General features: G+C 41.6%; 17 protein-coding genes and 1 tRNA gene. 12 read left to right on the top strand and 6 right to left on the bottom strand.

Annotated elements, in window-relative coordinates; genetic code table 11:
* The first annotated feature begins 73 nt into the window (after positions 1–73).
* The 4 genes from nusB (at position 74) to DC077_RS08575 (ending at position 3,067) form a co-directional block, all read left to right on the top strand.
* Positions 74–520, top strand: coding sequence for a transcription antitermination factor NusB (gene nusB, locus DC077_RS08590; protein ID WP_109202080.1), 447 nt, complete (start codon positions 74–76; stop codon positions 518–520).
* Between the two features lie 422 nt (positions 521–942).
* Complete coding sequence (locus tag DC077_RS08585) at positions 943–1,521, top strand: superoxide dismutase (RefSeq protein WP_109202081.1); 579 nt, start codon at positions 943–945, stop codon at positions 1,519–1,521.
* Between the two features lie 158 nt (positions 1,522–1,679).
* The gene (locus DC077_RS08580) at positions 1,680–2,429 is read left to right on the top strand and encodes a tRNA threonylcarbamoyladenosine dehydratase (RefSeq protein WP_109217962.1); all 750 of its coding nucleotides are present in this window, start codon (positions 1,680–1,682) and stop codon (positions 2,427–2,429) included.
* A 125-nt stretch (positions 2,430–2,554) separates the two neighbouring features.
* On the top strand, positions 2,555–3,067 hold the full coding sequence (locus tag DC077_RS08575; protein ID WP_109202083.1) for a chorismate--pyruvate lyase family protein: 513 nt from the start codon (positions 2,555–2,557) through the stop codon (positions 3,065–3,067).
* A 176-nt stretch (positions 3,068–3,243) separates the two neighbouring features.
* Here DC077_RS08575 and DC077_RS08570 read toward each other — a convergent pair whose 3' ends face one another.
* Entirely contained in the window at positions 3,244–3,963 is a 720-nt protein-coding gene (locus DC077_RS08570; RefSeq protein ID WP_109217961.1) for a hypothetical protein, read from the bottom strand.
* Positions 3,964–4,107: 144 nt separating this feature from the next.
* Positions 4,108–4,659 (bottom strand): adenylate kinase, encoded by a 552-nt coding sequence (locus DC077_RS08565; RefSeq protein WP_109202085.1) that lies wholly within the window; start codon positions 4,657–4,659, stop codon positions 4,108–4,110.
* 461 nt (positions 4,660–5,120) lie between these two features.
* On the opposite strand from DC077_RS08565, the gene DC077_RS08560 reads away from it, so the two are divergent.
* Complete coding sequence (locus tag DC077_RS08560) at positions 5,121–5,660, top strand: carboxymuconolactone decarboxylase family protein (RefSeq protein WP_109202086.1); 540 nt, start codon at positions 5,121–5,123, stop codon at positions 5,658–5,660.
* A gap of 413 nt (positions 5,661–6,073) precedes the next feature.
* Here the strand turns inward: DC077_RS08560 and guaA are convergent, their stop codons facing one another.
* Positions 6,074–7,318, bottom strand: a complete 1,245-nt coding sequence (gene guaA, locus DC077_RS08555; RefSeq protein ID WP_109202087.1) for a glutamine-hydrolyzing GMP synthase — start codon at positions 7,316–7,318, stop codon at positions 6,074–6,076.
* Between the two features lie 163 nt (positions 7,319–7,481).
* Here guaA and DC077_RS08550 point away from each other — a divergent pair, with 163 nt between their 5' ends.
* The 6 genes from DC077_RS08550 to rph all read left to right on the top strand — a co-directional run bounded on the left by DC077_RS08550 (position 7,482) and on the right by rph (position 11,572).
* Positions 7,482–7,955: a C40 family peptidase gene (locus tag DC077_RS08550; RefSeq protein WP_162297645.1), complete on the top strand. Its 474-nt coding sequence runs from the start codon at positions 7,482–7,484 to the stop codon at positions 7,953–7,955.
* Positions 7,956–8,107: 152 nt separating this feature from the next.
* Positions 8,108–8,230, top strand: a complete 123-nt coding sequence (locus DC077_RS11095) for a hypothetical protein (RefSeq protein WP_275663932.1) — start codon at positions 8,108–8,110, stop codon at positions 8,228–8,230.
* Between the two features lie 73 nt (positions 8,231–8,303).
* A complete protein-coding gene (locus DC077_RS08545) occupies positions 8,304–9,887 on the top strand; it encodes an efflux transporter outer membrane subunit (protein ID WP_109217959.1) in 1,584 nt (527 codons plus the stop codon).
* Between the two features lie 113 nt (positions 9,888–10,000).
* A tRNA-Pro gene (locus DC077_RS08540) sits at positions 10,001–10,077 on the top strand.
* A 26-nt stretch (positions 10,078–10,103) separates the two neighbouring features.
* Entirely contained in the window at positions 10,104–10,322 is a 219-nt protein-coding gene (gene infA / locus DC077_RS08535) for a translation initiation factor IF-1 (protein WP_094567422.1), read from the top strand.
* A 521-nt stretch (positions 10,323–10,843) separates the two neighbouring features.
* Positions 10,844–11,572, top strand: coding sequence for a ribonuclease PH (rph, locus tag DC077_RS08530; RefSeq protein WP_109202089.1), 729 nt, complete (start codon positions 10,844–10,846; stop codon positions 11,570–11,572).
* 245 nt (positions 11,573–11,817) lie between these two features.
* Here the strand turns inward: rph and dxs are convergent, their stop codons facing one another.
* The 3 genes from dxs to xseB form a co-directional block, all read right to left on the bottom strand.
* The gene (gene dxs / locus DC077_RS08525) at positions 11,818–13,746 is read right to left on the bottom strand and encodes a 1-deoxy-D-xylulose-5-phosphate synthase (protein WP_109202090.1); all 1,929 of its coding nucleotides are present in this window, start codon (positions 13,744–13,746) and stop codon (positions 11,818–11,820) included.
* Positions 13,747–13,755: 9 nt separating this feature from the next.
* The gene (locus tag DC077_RS08520; protein WP_109202091.1) at positions 13,756–14,631 is read right to left on the bottom strand and encodes a polyprenyl synthetase family protein; all 876 of its coding nucleotides are present in this window, start codon (positions 14,629–14,631) and stop codon (positions 13,756–13,758) included.
* Between the two features lie 84 nt (positions 14,632–14,715).
* On the bottom strand, positions 14,716–14,940 hold the full coding sequence (gene xseB / locus DC077_RS08515; RefSeq protein WP_239990271.1) for an exodeoxyribonuclease VII small subunit: 225 nt from the start codon (positions 14,938–14,940) through the stop codon (positions 14,716–14,718).
* A gap of 261 nt (positions 14,941–15,201) precedes the next feature.
* Between xseB and DC077_RS08510 the strand changes: the two genes are divergently transcribed.
* A complete protein-coding gene (locus tag DC077_RS08510; protein WP_109202092.1) occupies positions 15,202–17,487 on the top strand; it encodes a mechanosensitive ion channel domain-containing protein in 2,286 nt (761 codons plus the stop codon).
* The last annotated feature ends 74 nt before the right edge of the window (positions 17,488–17,561 follow it).

Raw genomic sequence — 17,561 nt, 5'->3', positions numbered from 1 at the left:
TGATTAACTACTATTGATCGAGCGCTCCTTTAGGGGAGCGCTTTCTCATTCACAATATAAGAGGAAATATCGCGTGTCTGTTTCAAAGCGTAAATTGATAGCTTCAAGAAAATCGGCAAGATTCTTTTTAATTCAGGCGCTCTATGAGTGGCAGATTGCACAGAGCTCTCTCAATGAGATCAGCGCAAATCTAGCTGCCGATAATGAGAAGTTTGCTCAAGCTAATAGTGAGTACTTCCATGAGCTATTACAAAATATTGTTCAAAAGCGATCTGAACTAGATAGTACGATTGCACCATTTTTAGATCGTGATGTCTCACAAGTTGATCCGATTGAACATGCGATCTTATGGTTAGGAACTTATGAGTTGCAATATCAGCTCGATATTCCATATAAATCAGTGATCAATGAGGCAGTTGAACTTGCTAAACAGTTTGGTGCTGAAGGAAGTCATCGTTACGTAAATGGGATTTTAGATAAAATTGCTAAAACAGTCCCCTTACGAAATGGTGAGAAGTAGTTTCGACCCGCTATACTTCATGCTTGCACTTGAGTTAACAGGTGAAAAGGCATAAAATTGATCTACAGCAACTTTTATCAATTAATCTTTTCGATTCGTCGTTGAAGATTGGGTTGATCAATGGGTGCCTATCGATCAGAGCAGAGAGGGGAGATTGATATTAAAATATTAAAATCTTCCATCGGTCGATCTAATGAGGCTTAATAGTTTAGCTCTCTAAGATTAGATTGAAGCCCAAAGGCCCACTGCTTTTGGGCTTTTTTACAGCAACTATCGCTTAAGGTGTTTGAGATAAGCGGAAAGGCTCTAATCCTGTTATTATGTAAAGGGGTATTGAACCTCTCTTCGGTGGCGATAGCTTTCAGTGAGTAGTGATGAAGAGAGTCAATATCAGATTAAAATGAAAGAAAGGAGAATAAGAAATGGCATTTGAATTACCTAAGTTACCTTATGCATTAGATGCACTTGCACCCCATATCTCTAAAGAGACATTAGAGTATCACTATGGTAAGCATCACCAAACTTACGTGAATACTTTAAACACATTGATTGAAGGAACAGAGTTTGAGAATGCATCTTTAGAAGAGATCATCTTAAAATCATCAGGTCCTATCTTCAATAACGCGGCACAAGTATGGAACCATACTTTCTATTGGGAATCTTTAAAACCACAAGGTGGTGGCGCTGCAACAGGTAAAATTGCAGAAGAGATCAACAAGAAGTGGGGTTCTTTCGAAGAGTTCCAAAAAGCTTTTGATAAATGTGCGGTCGGAACATTTGGTTCAGGTTGGGCTTGGCTTGTGAAAAACAAAGATGGTTCAATTGAATTAGTTTCTACTTCAAATGCAGCAACCCCTTTAACAGAAGGTCAAACACCACTTTTAACATGTGACGTTTGGGAGCATGCATACTATATCGACTACCGTAACAGCCGTCCTAACTACTTAGAAAACTTCTGGGCATTAGTGAACTGGGACAAAGTGAACGAGCGTTTAGGTTAATCGCAATTTCGATCATTTACACTATTTGAGAAGTGGAGATATCATATCGATATCTCCTCTTTTTTTATCATCACTTTTTAAGCGATGATCTTTTCTATTTTGTGTAGAATAGAGCATTCATTAGCTTTTCGTTACAAGCAGATATAGCAGGAATTTTTATGTTTGAGCAAGATTATCAGCGTCGATTTTCAACTTTAGAACGGCTCTATGAGGCGGAGGGATTAAAGCGTCTTGCCGACAGTCATGTCGTGGTTGTCGGGATTGGTGGAGTAGGTTCTTGGGCTGCCGAAGCTTTAGCTCGAAGTGGCGTTGGAAAGTTAACTTTAATCGATCTTGATAATATTGCAGAGAGTAATATCAACCGGCAGATTCATGCATTAAGTTCAACGATTGGGGCCTCAAAGGTCGCTGAGATGGCGCGCCGTATTGCTGAGATCAATCAAGCGTGTGAGGTAGAGGTGATTGAAGATTTCTTAACTGAAGAGAATCTTGCGCAATATCTGCAACTTGATCGAAAAAATGCCTGGATTTTAGATGCAATTGATGAGGTTAGAGTGAAAGCTGCGCTGATTGCCTATGCAAAACGCAATCGTTATAAGATTATTTCAACGGGGGCTGCCGGCGGAAAGCGTCGTGCTGATGCTCTCTTAATTGATGATCTTAATGCGACATTTCATGATCCGCTCTGTGCCCGTCTCAAATCAATTTTGCGAAAGGAGTATCATTTTCCTGATCACACGAAACGAGCTGGGGTGCCGATTGTTTTTAGTCGTGAGAATAGTCAGGCGAAGAAGAGTGCAAGTGGTGGGCTTAATTGCCAAGGATATGGCTCTATTATGACGGTCACAGCAACGATGGGAATCATGGCAGCTGGTTATATTATCAATAAGATTACAAAGGTTCTCTAAGGATTTTCTCTAAGGATCTTTTAGGTTATTCGAGATCATCTAGCATCATCTAGAGTTTTAAAGATGTTCTAAAAAAATTAAATATATTTTGAAGACATTTTGAAGACATTTTGAAGGAATTTTGAATGGGTAAGTGGCATCCGCAATCGGCTCTTAAATCGCTCCTTATGGAAGCTGGTTTTGATCTTGAGCTCTATCTCCCTCTTTTAACGATTCAATCCTTAACGCAAGGGTTAGAAGGGCTCAATCCAGCATTTGATGTGGATCTACTCTACCTAGGTCCGTTGATGGTTGATAATCGTGCGCTCTTTAGTCGCCGGGTGAAATTAAGGTTAGAGGGACGGGCGGTAATTGCCGCTGAAAGCCTCTGTGATGAGCATTCCCAATTTTGGCAAACCTATCTCAACTGCGGAACACAATCTCTTGGACGACGTCTTTTCAATGGTGAGAATATGATAGAGCGAACCTCTTTCGAGTATGCGCTGATTCCTGCTTTTTTACTGCCCGATTTTGCTCAAGAGGGGTTAGAGGTGGATGAACTGATTATTGCTCGGCGCTCTCTCTTCTTTAAAGAGGCAGAATCGCTCTCGCTGATTGAGTACTATCTTCCTTCATTAAATCATTATCAATCGAAGTAGATCAATTGTGTCAGATTTTATACATCAGATTCTACGAATCAGTTTCTATTAGAGTGATTAACGGCTCTATCACAGTTATAGGATGAGTTAGACCCAAAAAAGGGGCTCAATCAATATTGAACCCCTTTCTTTTTGTACGTTTTATTTTCTAATCTCCATTCTCTATTCTTTTCGATCTACTCCTCACCTAAGAGTGGGCGCTCTTCTGCGCCATTTTCAATGAGGGGTTGCATAATCTTCTCCTCAAACTCTGCCGGTGTAATATATTGCACAATGGCTCGATACTCCCCTTTTGCATCTAATGAGATATCAACCCCTTTCTCAGGATAGAGATAGTGGAAAGGACCATTATTAGCCTCTTGTAATTTAATAGGTTGATCGCCAAAGCGGCCAAGAATAACTGTTTCATCGAGGTTGACCGCCATAGGGATAAAAGCGATATTCTCAATTTTATTCTGCTGGAATCGACCATGATACTCTTCCGGAATCTCATAGATCTGCCGTTTTGAGGTGGACATTTTACTTCGGGTTAAAAAGGGCATTAGAGATTCAATCTCCGCTTCATCTAATTGCAGCGTAAAGGGGATGCGGGCAGTCAACCCTCCGATATGGGTTTCACGAATATAACCTTCAAGGCTCTTCTGATCTCCTTCAACAAAGAGCGAGAGGCTGAGACGATTGCCTAAGATGTAGATCAGATCCTGAAGAGACGATTCATTTAAGGTAATCTCAAAGACCTTCAGATAATCGGGATTTTGTGGTGATGTCTCCACGACCCAGAAGGGATCTGTCTCAATATTTCCCTGCTTAGGGGGTTTAAAGAGTGGGACAGCGAAGTAGGCGAAGACGGCGATAAAGAGAACCGTCGCTAAGATCCAGTAGATATTTCGTTTCATATGTAACCTTGAGAGATATAAAAGGCTACGAAGCGATGCTTGTAGCCTTATTACAATCTTATTCCCTTCTATTAAGAGCTGACTGAGGGGATTACCGCGCTAAGTCAGTCTCTTATGCATAGTAAAGAGATAGAGATATGACGCTTAGAGTGATGGATCAAGCACTTTAAAGATCTCTTGAGAGATCTCATTAACATCACCATAACCATTGATGGTTTTAAGCTTGCCTTGAAGGATAAAGTAGTCGACTAATGGGAAAGTCTCCTCTTCAAAGACTTTGCGGCGTTTAAGAATCGTCTCTTCGGTATCATCAGAACGACCACGTGCTTTAAGACGCTCTTTGATCACTTCAAAAGGAACATCAAAGTAGATCACCTTATCGATCGGCATATTGATCTCATCGAGAAGTTTATCAAGTTGCTCTGCCTGATTGATGTTGCGAGGAAAGCCATCTAAAAGAAAGCCATTCTCTGCTTTAAGGATATGATTTTTAACCATGCCAAGCACGATCTCATCAGAGACAAGTTTACCCTCATCCATAATTTTTTTCGCTTCGAGACCTAACGGCGTTCCTTCACTTACTTCCGCACGAAGCATATCCCCTGTAGAGAGGTGGGTAATTCCAAATTTTTTAACAATATTTTCAGCCTGAGTGCCTTTTCCAGACCCAGGTGCGCCAAGCAGGACAATACGCATAGATAACTCTCTCCTTAAATTATAAAATCTGTTCAGTACAGATTGCCTAATAATCTCTTCATAATACACGCTAAGCAGAGTGCGCTCAATTATGAACTGCTATTTTAGCTTATAAATTAGACAAAAGGGGGATAAAGAGATAAAGGCTTCTGGCTGATCCTATTTAAGGGATCAAAATAGTAGCAAAATATGGGCAAATGTCGGCAACAAATTGTAAAATTATATAATGTAAGTTAGTATATAGAAGGTTCATTAATAAGTTTTTTTAAATGAATTGTTTCTGCCACACATTTTAATCAAGTTTTAATCAACTTGAGCGCTCAATACTGAAATCGCTCAAATTGAGTCTAGAAACTAAATCTAGAAATTGAATCTAGATCGATAGAGGCTAAGAAACAAGACGAACAAGATAAATGAGATAGAGATTACTCTAGGAATTGAAGATTAGGAGCCATTAAGAAATGACACAATTTACATTAGTTACGCCTGAGACAGCAGATGAGATTGCAAAGCCGATTTTAACGCAATTGAAAGGAAAGTTTGGCATGTTACCTAACTTCTTTGGTGCGTTAGGAATTGATGGAATGAGCTTAGATGCGTTTTTAGCGTTACAAGCAAAATTGGAAAACTCTAAATTCTCAAAAAGAGATCAAGAGTTATTAGCATTAGCAGTCGCTAATTACAATGGTTGTCACTACTGCGTTAGCGCTCATACTTTTACCGCAAAGAGAATGGCGGGTATGAGTGAAGAGGAGTGTCTCGAAGCGCAACATGGTCGTGCGGCAGATGCTCGTGAGCAGTTAATTATCGATATTGCGTTAGGGGTTCTCAAAAATAGAGGGAATTTAGATGATGCCTTAGTAGAGCGCGCAAAAGCAGCAGGTTTTACTGAAGCTGATATTGTGCAATTGACACTCTTTACGGCACTCAATAGCTTTACAAATTGGCTCAATAATATTGTTGATCCAAAACTCGACTTTCCAGAAGTGCCATTAGTTTAATCTCTATGGATAACGATAGTAAATTAGCTCTATTGAATCTTGACCATTATCGAAATATCGTTAAAAGGTGTTGATATAGGATGCTATTGATTAAAATTTGAGTCTTATTAGAAAGAGAGTTATCCCCTAAATGCGCTCTTGAAGATGAGTTCTAATAGAGATTATAGATCCTTCAATAGAGGTTTATGAAGATCCTTAACCATTATTGGTTAAGGATTTTTTTATTGTATCTTGAAAGAAGAGGAGTGATAAAAAAGGCCCAACACACGAATGATGTTGGGCACTCTATAGAAAGATTCGAAGTGATTCAATTGGATCTAGGCCCCTTGACTTGCTGATCAAGGGATAGATATCGAAAATTTTATATCTTCTCGATCTTTAATATCTCTTCGAAAGCTCTTTTATCTCTTCTATTATTCCCACTCAATTGTTGCAGGCGGTTTGTTAGAGACATCATAAGTGACGCGTGAAACTCCATCGACTTCTAAGATGATGCGATTAGAGACATGCTCAATGAAGTCCCAAGGAAGATGCGCTGCGCGTGCCGTCATAAAGTCAATGGTCTCAATAGCGCGTAGGGCAATAACGTAATCATAAACTCGCTTATCATTAGAGACACCTACCGATTTTACCGGGACAAATACCGCAAAGGCTTGTGATACTTTGTCGTAAAGATCAGCTTTGATGAGCTCTTCAATAAAGATATCATCGGCAAGACGAAGGATATCGGCATACTCTTTTTTAATCTCCCCCAAAATACGAACACCTAAGCCCGGTCCGGGGAAAGGATGGCGATAGACCATCTCTCTTGGAAGCCCTAAAGCAACGCCTAACTCACGAACTTCATGCTTAAAGAGTGAGCTGATAGGTTCTAATAATTTGAGATCCATATCTTCCGGCAAGCCACCAACATTATGGTGGGATTTAACAGCAACGCCATCTTTAGTATTGATCGATTCTAAAATATCAGGATAGATGGTGCCCTGTGCTAGCCACTTCGCATTAGGGAGCTTACGCGCTTCCTCTTCAAAGATACGAACAAAGAGTTCTCCAATAATTTTACGCTTCTTCTCCGGATCATTCTCCCCTTTGAGCGCCTCTAAAAAGCGAGCTTCAGCATCGACACGAATAATATGGATTCCCATATTGTCTGCAAAGGTTCGCATCACTTTATCCCCTTCATTGAGACGAAGAAGACCTGTATCGACAAAGACGCAAGTGAGCTGTTGGCCGATCGCTTTATGGATCAGTGCCGCCACCACAGAGGAATCCACACCACCAGAGAGCCCTAAGATCACCTCATCATTTTGTACGCTATTTTGAATCGCTTTAGTGTGATGCTCAATAAATGCATCAACGCTCCAGACCGCTTCTGCCCCTGTTCCCTTAATAAAGTCGATCACCGCTTCCGCTGAGCTATCCTCTGCTAAGGCAAAGAGAGGTGTTGTGAAAGATTCACGCTCTAAAAGCGCTTCGATCGCTGTAACTTGGTCACTTAAGATCGCTTTTGTTGGGCCATTTTTGAGGGCTTCGGCAAGATCTTTTAGGGTAACAATTTCTGAGTAAAATTGAGCATCACGTAGAAGACGTGCAATTTTTTGAGCTTCTTGTTGATTTGCGTGTACAATTAATATTCTATTATTTAAGTGCTGTGGCATAAAATATGTATCCTTGATGCAATTCTAGGGATTGATTAAGGGGTAAAGTATAGCAAAAATGTCTATCAACACCCCAATTTATCGAGGGATTTCTGCCATAGCGGTGGCTTTTAACAATTTGTAGATCGATTGATTGTAGATTAATTCATTTATGGGAGAGATGATGCAGAACCGCTTAACCGATCAGCTCAAACGTTTTCTTTTTGTAGCGGCACTATTGACCCCTATTTCACTAGCCGTTGCCGATAGTGATGTGAAGCAGGAGAATCTGCTCGGGGCAAAGTTTTCAGCCATTTATCATGCAAAGGGACAGATTGGACGTCCCTACCTCTTTGGGGGGACCGATCCTAAACGGGGATTTGATTGCAGTGGGTTGATTCAATATGCTTATAAAAATGCCGGCATTTCATTACCGCGAGATACTCGAAGCCAATATCGTTACGCGAAACGTACCGATAAACCGGAGCCGGGTGATCTCGTTTTTTTTATCACCAATGGTAAGAGTATCTCCCATGCGGGAATCTATATCGGCGATAATCAGATGATTCATGCGCCAAGTTCTGGCAAACGGGTTGAGATTACCCGGTTTGATACGCCCTATTGGCAACAGCGTTTCTATGGTTACGGTAAGCTCTAAAGCGAGCGCCGGCATACTTGAAGAGATTCAAGATAGAAGTATCTGATAAAAATGTTTGATAGAAATCCCTGATAGCAATGCCTGATAGAAATTTTTAATAGAGATGCTAGAGGTCGAGTGAAGATCTAGGCAGAGAGAGGGGTGATTTGATAATGACAACATTGTTGTCACTTGGTACAATATCACCCATCTTTCAATCCATTATTGCTGTTGAGACTATTCGTGATGATATTGATCTTAGCGCGATATTTCGAATCGATAGTGGGAATGGATAACTTAAAATATAATACTTTGTCAGTTTTACAGAACTGTTATTGCCCCAAACTCAACTAGAGGTTGATCATAGATATGAAAAAATCACTGTTACTCGTCGGTGCTCCCTTTATTTTAGCCGCTTGTTCCATGGCGCCTACATATGAGCGTCCTGCACTTCCCGTTATTGATAGTTTCCCAGTCTCATCGGGTGCTCAAGCAGGAACATTAGCAGATCAAACCTTTGCTTATCAAATTAGTTGGGAGAACTACTTTAAAGATCCTCGTCTGAAAAAGCTGATCGCTTTAGCGTTAGAGAATAATAAGGATCTGCAATTGGCAACCTTAAATCTTGAAGCAGCGCGAATTGCTTATGGGATCTCTGTAGCGGATCAATTACCAGGATTTAATGCGGCAGGCGGGTATTCAAGAACTAAGGCCGGTCGTGAAAATACAATGCCAGGTCAACCTTCTGTAGCAGAAGGATCCTCTCTTAATTTCGGGGTTAGTAGCTTCGAGATTGACTTCTTCGGAAAAGCAGCCTCTTTGAGCGACGCTGCATTTGCTAAATACCTTGCAACGGAAGAGGGGAAACGAGCAGCTGAGATTGCACTTGTCTCCGGTGTTGCGCGTGCCTACTTAACAGAGGTATTAGCACAAGAGCAGCTCCGCGTTGCAAAAGAGACTTTAAATTCCAATAGAGCCTCTTACAATCTTGTCCAGCAGCAGGTTGAAGCAGGAATTGCTAATGATCTCGATCTAGCGCAAGCAAAAGGGCAGGTCTTCTCTGCACAGGCGCAAGTTGCCAACATTGAAGGGCAGTTAGGTAAGGCGCGTAACGCTCTCTATACCTTAGTGGGTGCCGTTGCCACAGATCTCCCGAAAGGGCTCTCTCTACGTGCAAAACAGTTCTCAGAAGAGTTGCCGGTCGGTCTTCCTTCACAAGTTCTCTTAGTCCGTCCTGATGTGATTGAGGCAGAGTATCAACTCTTAGCGGCAAATGCTGATATTGGTGCCGCGAGAGCAGCCTTCTTCCCAAGCATCACCTTAACATCTACCTTTGGTAATGCTTCAGGAGAGCTTTCAGATCTCTTCAAATCAGGCCATAGTGGCTGGACTTTTGCACCACAGATCTCTATTCCAATCTTTAACTGGGGTAAAATTCAGAAGAATTTAGATCTTGCCTATGTCCGTAAGAATGTGGAAGTGGTCAAATATGAGAAGACGATTCAGACAGCCTTCCAAGAAGTTGCAGATGCATTAGTCTCGAAGAAACCATTAAGCGATCAACTGCGCGCACAACAAAATCTTGTGGCAACAACCTCTGAGCAATTACGTTTAGCTAATCTGCTCTATACCAATGGTATTGCCAGCTATCTCGATGTCTTAGATGCACAAAGAACACTCTTTAGTTCACGCCAAGAATTATTAACCACCTACTTTAATAAGCATATCAATGATGTGATGCTCTATGCAGCATTAGGGGGCGGAGCCCAAAATGTGGGGACAATAGATGCGGCCCATAGAACTGTCTATATGGATACAAAAGCGAAAGATAATCCTGTTGCTAAAGAAATCGTAGCGACACGTAAGGTGCAACATCTCTCTGAAGCAAGTTCCTCTGAGCCGTTATTTTCAGGATTAAAGCTAGAAGAGGTTAAAACAGTCGTTCAAGAGTAAAAATGGGGTTAAACCCCCTCTCTTTAAGCTTTCAAGAGAGGGGGAGATCGAGAGGTCTGGATAGGGGCTTGTCATAGTACTTTTTATTTGCTATTATTTAGATCTCATTTCGTCGGGGCATGGCGCAGCCTGGTAGCGCACTTGCATGGGGTGCAAGGGGTCGCAGGTTCAAATCCTGCTGTCCCGACCAATCTTACTAAGTTATTAAAGAGTTATATGTCAAAAGAAGATCATATCGAAATGGAAGGCACGGTTATTGAAACCCTTCCGTATACACAATTTAGAGTAGAGTTAGATAACGGTCATGTTATCACTGCTCACATCTCTGGTAAGATGCGTAAGAACTATATCCGTATTCTTATGGGAGATAGAGTAAAAGTAGAATTAACACCTTATGACCTCACAAAAGGTCGTATCGTTTATCGTGGTAAGTAACGTCAATAGCGCTTGTTAATCTCCTATTTTTAATCTCTTATTTTAACTTGATATTTTAAATTTATTGCAAGAGTGTTGTAAAAGCTAGCAGACATTCAATATTTAACAATGTTTAATATTAGTTAGATGTTAACAATCGTTAAAAGAGATAAGTTAAAGTAGATTAATTAAGAAGATTCAATTAAAAAAATTTAGTCGTTACTAACATTTACCACATAATTCATATTAAATGATGAATTAATACCGTCAGATTTCATTAGAAAAGCCCGTTATAAACGGGCTTTTTTATATTTGCTTATATGGTGTATTTTATTTTAATTTATTTTGATTTATTCAATCATATTTGCCATATATAGTCACTGATATTTACTGCAGATCTTGACCACACACATTGATTAGATTTTTGATATTTTAAGCGAGATCAGATCCTAAATTAGTTAAAGTGTTATGCTTAAGGAATGACTCAATTTTATAAAAATCCTAAGAAACAATCCCTATAAAAGAAACAGAAGAGAGAAACAATGATAAGACCTTCAAAAAGAGCTGCTGATGAGATGCGTTCTTTACAATTTATTCCTAACTTTACAATGCATGCTGCCGGTTCAGTTTTAGCGGTATTTGGTAATACAAAGGTATTGTGTACTGCTTCGATCGAGGAGCGGGTTCCCTCTTTTTTACGAGGAGAAGGAAAGGGGTGGATTACTGCCGAGTATGGCATGTTACCGGGATCGACCCACACACGTTCAAGCCGTGAAGCTGCCCGCGGTAAGCAGAGTGGAAGAACGCTTGAGATTCAGCGCTTAATCGGGCGTTCATTACGTGCTGCCGTTGATTTAGCGCTATTAGGTGAGCGGACAATCACTATCGATTGTGATGTTATACAAGCTGATGGTGGCACAAGAACCGCTTCAATCTCTGGGGGATATATTGCTCTAGTCTTAGCACTCCATCAATTGGTAGAGCAGGGATTGCTTGAAAAGACGCCGCTTGTGAGTCAAATTGCGGCGATCTCAGTTGGGATCTATCAAGGTGTTCCTGTTTTGGATCTCGATTATCTTGAGGATAGTGCTGCCGATACCGATATGAATGTCATTATGGATAATAAGGGGCAGATTATTGAAGTACAGGCAACAGCAGAGCAGGCGCCTTTCTCTAAAGCTGAGTTATTAGAGATGATCACACTTGCCGAAAAAGGTATCGCGCAGATCTCTGCGGCGCAAGTTGCGGTCTTAGCAGAAGAGATCAATTAAAGATTAATCAGAAATGAATAAACGGTTGATATTACGATGATGCTTATCGATCTTATCAATCTCGGATCTACAATCAAAAGAGCCTCACTTATTAATAAATAAGAAGGCTCTTCTTTTATCTTCAGTTTGATCCGGATTATCCGGATCACCCTAATTTTATGCTTTTTTTATTCCCTTTTCTCTATTTTGAGTTCAATCGATCTTTACAATCTACTTCGATAGCGTTGTGAAGATCAAGATCAAGATCAGGAGGCAGAGGGAACGAGATTAAGAAAATGGTCGATTTCCGAAATCATCTTCTCAGCAGTTAAACCATAATCTGCTAGAATCTCTTCCCGCTCGCCATGTTCTGGATAGTAATCTTTAATGCCAAAGTGTTTGATAGGCATAAAAATGCCGTTAGTAGCAAGAAGCTCATTAATCGCTGAACCAGCACCTCCCATAATGGCGCCATCTTCAATTGTGATAATCGCTTTGTGAGATTGTGCTAATTTTAATAGCATCTCCTGATCGAGCGGTTTTACAAAGCGTAGATCGAGGAGTGTTGCCCCAAAATGTTCCGCAACTGCTGTGGATTCTGTAATCAATGGCCCTACATTGATCACTAGGAGATTATCTCCTTTTTTGAGGAGTTGACTCTTCCCGATCTCAATGGTTGCAGTTGGTTGATCACTAATATGGCTTCCAATGCCTTTTCCGCGAGGATAGCGAACAGCCGCCGGCCCTGGATAGTGGTAAGCCGTTGTTAACATCTTGTAACACTCCTCCTCGCTAGAAGGCGCCATAATCACCATATTGGGAATCGTACGAAGATAAGCGATATCAAATGTTCCTGCATGTGTTGCGCCATCTGGACCGACAATACCGGCGCGATCGATAGCAAAGGTGACATCTAAATTTTGAATGGCAACATCATGAATCAGTTGATCATAGGCGCGTTGAAGGAAGGTAGAGTAGATCGCAACGACAGGCTTAATTCCGCCTAACGCCATTCCCGCACCTAAAGTGACAGCATGCTGCTCAGCAATTGCGGTGTCAAAAAAACGGTGAGGAAAGCGCTGACTAAATGTGACAAGGCCAGAGCCTTCACACATAGCGGGCGTGATTGCCATCAGATCGGGTTCAATTTCCGCCATATCGCAGAGCCATTGTGAGAAGACCTGGGTATAAGTTAATCCTGATGCTTTTTTTGATACCGCATTTTCAGCCTGTTTTGCAGATTGCGCTTTGTCAGTAGAGGTGACACCTTGAGGCGCCTTCTTCGCTGCAGAGACAGCATGAAACTTAACGGGTTCCGCTTCTGCTTTAGCATATCCTTTCCCCTTTTTGGTAGTGATATGGAGAAATCGAGGGCCGCTCTTCTGTTTTAAGTTTTTAAGGGTCGCGATCAGTGTCGGCAGATCGTGCCCATCGATAGGGCCAAAATATTGGAAGCCAAATTCTTCAAAGATAATGCTCTGTTCTGCCACGGCACTTTTAACACGCGTTTCGGCACGTTTTGCTAGATCGAGTGCTTGTGGGAAGGGCAAATTTTCTAAAAATTTTGCACCACTTTCACGAATCGATTGAATTGCCGGTTTAGAGAGGGTGCGCGTTAACATGGTGCTAAGAGCGCCCACATTTGGGGAGATCGACATATTATTGTCATTGAGGATCACTAAAAGATTCGCTTTTAGATCTCCAGCGTGATTGAGTGCTTCAAAAGCTTGCCCGGCAGTTAATGCGCCATCTCCAATTACCGCAATAAGCTGTTGAGTATTGTCATGATGATGTTTTGCGCCGATCGCCATTCCTAAAGCCGCACTGATTGAGGTAGAAGAGTGGCCAACACCAAAGGCATCATAATCGCTCTCACTAAGAGAAGGGAAGGGGCCTAATCCCCCTTTTTTTCGGATCGTATGAATGCGATCTTTACGGCCTGTTAATATCTTGTGAGGATAGGCTTGATGGCCGACATCCCAGATAATTTTATCATGAGGAGTGTTAAAGACATGGTGCAACGCCACTGTTAACTCAACAACCCCTAGCCCCGACGCAAAGTGACCACCTGAGTCGAGAACGGAGCCAATAAGAAATTGCCTAAGCTCTGTTGAGAGTGTCTCAAGATCGTTGAGGGAGAGGGATTTAAGGTCATCAGGTGACACAATTTGATCGAGAAGTGGAGTTGGATTCATGCTAAAACCTTAATGATTGCGCTTTTGGATATAGTGAGCCAGATCGATCAGTGGTTCGGCTTTTTTACCTAAAGAGGAGAGTAACTCGATTGCTTCATTGGTGAGTTCATCTAGTTTGCCGATCGAATCTTCTAAACCTAAAAGAGAGATATAGGTGGATTTCTCTTGGAGAAGGTCACTGCCGGGTTTTTTACCGAGCTCTTCTTGCGTTCCTGTAATGTCTAAAATGTCATCTTTAATCTGAAACGCAAGCCCGATATTATCGGCATAAACGGATAGTTTATCATAAGTTGATTGATTCGTATTGCCGGCAATTGCTCCTGCTAAAATAGAGGCTTTAATCAGTGCCCCTGTCTTTTTGCGGTGAAGTGTCTCTAATTCATGAAGAGAGATGGTTCTATTTTCAGATGAAAGATCAAGATATTGTCCGCCCACCATTCCGGCACTTCCCGCCGCGTGTGAGATGAGCTGAATCAGCTGTAATCTTTTCTCTGCAGAGAGAGTTTCGATATGACTTAAAAATTCAAAGCTTGCCGTTAAAAGCGCATCACCTGTGAGAATAGCAGTCGCTTCATCATATGCTTTATGGCAGGTTAATTTACCGCGGCGATACTCATCATCATCCATTGCCGGAAGATCATCATGAACTAATGAGTAGGCGTGGATCATCTCAATTGCTGATGCGATAGAGAGTGTCTCTTCGAGCTTTGCTCCACACAGTTCACCACTTGCGATGGTCAAGAGTGGTCGAAGTCGTTTTCCACCATTGAGTGTACTATAGAGTAGCGCCTCCTTAAGGCGTAGAGGGGCATCGATCTTCTCAAGCGCTTTCGTAAATGCGGCTTCAAAGGTATGAAGTTGCGTTGTAAACCAAGCGGTAGGCATCAGTGGCTAAGCTCCTTATAGGTCAATCTGTTATTTAAACGTCTCTGAATATTCTTATACTGTATTCTTTATACTGCTTATAGGTTATTCAGCACGTTCTGTTGAGAGGAGTTGAGAAATCTTCTTCTCCGAAGCTTCGAGCATTGCTTGGCAGCTCTTTGTCAACCGAATCCCTTCTTCAAATTTCTGTAAGGATTGATCAAGCGGAAGCTCATCACTCTCTAGCGCTTCTAAAATTTTACTCAGTTTCTCTAATTGCGCTTCAATACTTAAGCTCTCACTCTTATTTTCACTTATTTTTTCAGACACAATTATTTCCTTAAAATAATTAATAATTTGGTCTCATATTCTAGATTGAGTGGGCGCTATATGCAATAATATTAGACCGAAGTCTGACCGAATCGAAGCTGAGGGGTCCAATCCACTTTGGCGCTGATTTTAAGCGGTTTTAGATTTGGGGCTCGATCTTTGAGACCCAATATTTCAGATTTTTCCAGAATTTTTCTGTTAGTTTCCAGTTTACGATCTGTTTATTTTCTCTCCCCAAAAATCATCTAGAAAGAGGTGCCTGTGATCAAGATTAAGCGAGCTTCAACGCTACTATTGATAATGTTGATGAGTTTAAGTATCGCTTTTTCTCAGGTGCATCCTATCAGTTCGCTACTACAAAATGGTTTAGGCGCAGTTGAAAGTGGTCAAGAAGAGGAGTTGATGCTTCCTGATCCTATGTCGCTCAATACCGCTTGGTGGAACTACTTTGAGAGTAAAAAATCGGGAGACCTTCGGCAGGCAGTGATCGATTTTATCCAGCGAATTGATGATGAATCCCAAAAGCTCCCAGAAGAGTCGTTAAAGCGAGAGCTTCCTAAGATCTCCCATATTAGTGCGAACTTCTTTGCTTATGTTGCCCTGAAAGAGAAGAGCGTTACGAAAAAGCGCTTCAAATTTGAATTGAAGGAGCATTATAGTATTGGGGAGCTACTAACAATTATCCATCGTGAGCGGGAGCTGAGCACCGAACTTGTCAGTGTTCGAGAAGATATTCGTGATCAAGATGTTCAATATCGTGATATTACCCGAGATCTTAATAATCGCTTTGTCTCATATCTTGAGACCGCAGAGGGAAGTCATGCTCGTTTCTTAGCCTCATTGCAGGTGATTACACTGCAGACGGAGCAGGCATTATTGACAGAGCGCTTACGCTTATTGCGTGAAAACTTAAGTATTATTGAGTCGGAGTCTCGTGAGCTTCAGGATATCAAAAATGTCGCAATTACCCGCTTAACCTATACTAGCGATGAGCTCGATGAGCTCAATGATCGAATCGATAACACCATTATTCGTCTTCAAGAAGCAAATACTAAATTACTGCGCGAGCAATCACAGCTTCTACTACTACCTGATGAGACTGTAGAGGATCAAGCTGTTGCAAGATTACGCAATCAGCGTGTTGCAAAAGAGAAGATCAATGTAGCGATTTTAGAAGCGCGTCTCGATATGTATGAAAATGAGCGCGATATCTTAGCGATTCTCTCCGATGAGGAGGGACTTGATGTTGAACGTATTCAGAAAAATTATGCTGAGCGGCAACGAAATTTAGAGGAGATCTCCTTTAAAGCGAAAGATTGGTTTAATCAGAATGAGGTAGAGCGGAGTAATACCAATGCTCTCTTAGCAGATATTGAAATTCGCGGGGGAGTGAATGAAAATAGTTTTCTGGCCGGCATTGCAAATGATCGTTTAACCTTGATTCAAGAGACATCGGTAATGCTTCAGAAGCTGCAGACTGAAATTGCCGATAGCCAATTTATGGGGCGGATTTTAGAGAATCAGTTGCTGCAATTTCAGGGTGTGTTGATGAATACCATCAATCGCACGAAGAGTACACTCAGTTATGCTTGGCGCAATGTGAAGCAGCTTTTAAGAACGCCGCTCTTCACCGTGGGCGATACGCCGGTGACCTCCATTAGTTTCTTCCAATTTCTCTTAATTGTCCTTGTCTGTTGGTGGATTGCATTTTGGCTCAATCGCGTCTTTAACCGCATGGGAAATAAGCGTGGGGATGATAAGTTACCCGCCTACTATCTTGCAGGGCGTTTAACCTATTACGCCATAATCCTCTTTGGATTTCTCTATGGGTTGACTGCCGTCGGTATCGATTTTACCAACTTCGCTTTAGTTGCAGGGGCGCTCGCAATTGGACTGGGATTTGGATTACAGTCGATTGTTAATAACTTTGTTTCAGGGTTAATTCTACTCTTTGAGCGCTCGATTAAGGTCGGAGACTTTATTGAGCTCCAAGATCAAAAGAGTGGTAAACCTCTTTGGGGAGAGGTCAAAGAGATCAATGTCCGCGCTACGATTATTACCGATAATGATAATGTCGATATAGTGATTCCTAACTCTGAGTTTATCAATACCAAGATGCTCAACTGGACCCTCAAAGAGCCACAGCGCCGTATGCGTTACCCCTTTAGAGTCGCTTATGGAACCGATAAGGAGATTGTACGAGAAGTGGTGTTAGCGGCAGCAGAGGCTCTACCTCATACATTGAAGGGTATTCCAGGCCGTAATCCTGCCGTTTGGCTTGTGGATTTTAAAGATTATTACTACGAATTTGAATTGGTTGTTTGGCTTACCTCTCGTGCAGTGAAACGTCCTAATGGTATTCGTGCTGCTTATATGTGGGCGATCGACAGTGCATTAAGAGATAATAATATCGAGATTCCAGTTCCTCAGCGTGAACATCGTTTTCGTCAGGGAGAAGTTCTTCCTATTGAGCGTGTCGAGCAAGAGATCCTCGATGATGAGACCTTTTTAGAGGAAGCAGAGGGTGAGCCGCGCAATCGACAATAATTGGGGTATAATAGCCAAAATAAATTTATCAAAACAGATGTGATTAGAGGATCTGTCAGCGCATGATCAACTTC

This window comes from Ignatzschineria cameli (genome assembly GCF_003121895.1).
Lineage (GTDB): Bacteria > Pseudomonadota > Gammaproteobacteria > Cardiobacteriales > Wohlfahrtiimonadaceae > Ignatzschineria > Ignatzschineria cameli.
The sequence above is the reverse complement of the archived record's forward strand: the minus strand, read 5'-3'. Positions and strand labels throughout refer to the sequence as shown.

Bases quoted from the DNA above. Each gene is read 5' to 3' on its own strand.
- DC077_RS08565 (WP_109202085.1), bottom strand. From the start codon at position 4,659: ATGCGTATTGTCCTGCTTGGCGCACCTGGGTCTGGAAAAGGCACTCAG.
- DC077_RS11095 (WP_275663932.1), top strand. From the start codon at position 8,108: ATGACAACATTGTTGTCACTTGGTACAATATCACCCATCTTTCAATCC.
- DC077_RS08580 (WP_109217962.1), top strand. From the start codon at position 1,680: ATGTTTGAGCAAGATTATCAGCGTCGATTTTCAACTTTAGAACGGCTC.
- rph (WP_109202089.1), top strand. From the start codon at position 10,844: ATGATAAGACCTTCAAAAAGAGCTGCTGATGAGATGCGTTCTTTACAA.
- DC077_RS08570 (WP_109217961.1), bottom strand. From the start codon at position 3,963: ATGAAACGAAATATCTACTGGATCTTAGCGACGGTTCTCTTTATCGCC.
- infA (WP_094567422.1), top strand. From the start codon at position 10,104: ATGTCAAAAGAAGATCATATCGAAATGGAAGGCACGGTTATTGAAACC.
- DC077_RS08575 (WP_109202083.1), top strand. From the start codon at position 2,555: ATGGGTAAGTGGCATCCGCAATCGGCTCTTAAATCGCTCCTTATGGAA.
- DC077_RS08585 (WP_109202081.1), top strand. From the start codon at position 943: ATGGCATTTGAATTACCTAAGTTACCTTATGCATTAGATGCACTTGCA.
- dxs (WP_109202090.1), bottom strand. From the start codon at position 13,746: ATGAATCCAACTCCACTTCTCGATCAAATTGTGTCACCTGATGACCTT.
- DC077_RS08560 (WP_109202086.1), top strand. From the start codon at position 5,121: ATGACACAATTTACATTAGTTACGCCTGAGACAGCAGATGAGATTGCA.
- DC077_RS08520 (WP_109202091.1), bottom strand. From the start codon at position 14,631: ATGCCTACCGCTTGGTTTACAACGCAACTTCATACCTTTGAAGCCGCA.
- DC077_RS08550 (WP_162297645.1), top strand. From the start codon at position 7,482: ATGCAGAACCGCTTAACCGATCAGCTCAAACGTTTTCTTTTTGTAGCG.
- DC077_RS08545 (WP_109217959.1), top strand. From the start codon at position 8,304: ATGAAAAAATCACTGTTACTCGTCGGTGCTCCCTTTATTTTAGCCGCT.
- guaA (WP_109202087.1), bottom strand. From the start codon at position 7,318: ATGCCACAGCACTTAAATAATAGAATATTAATTGTACACGCAAATCAA.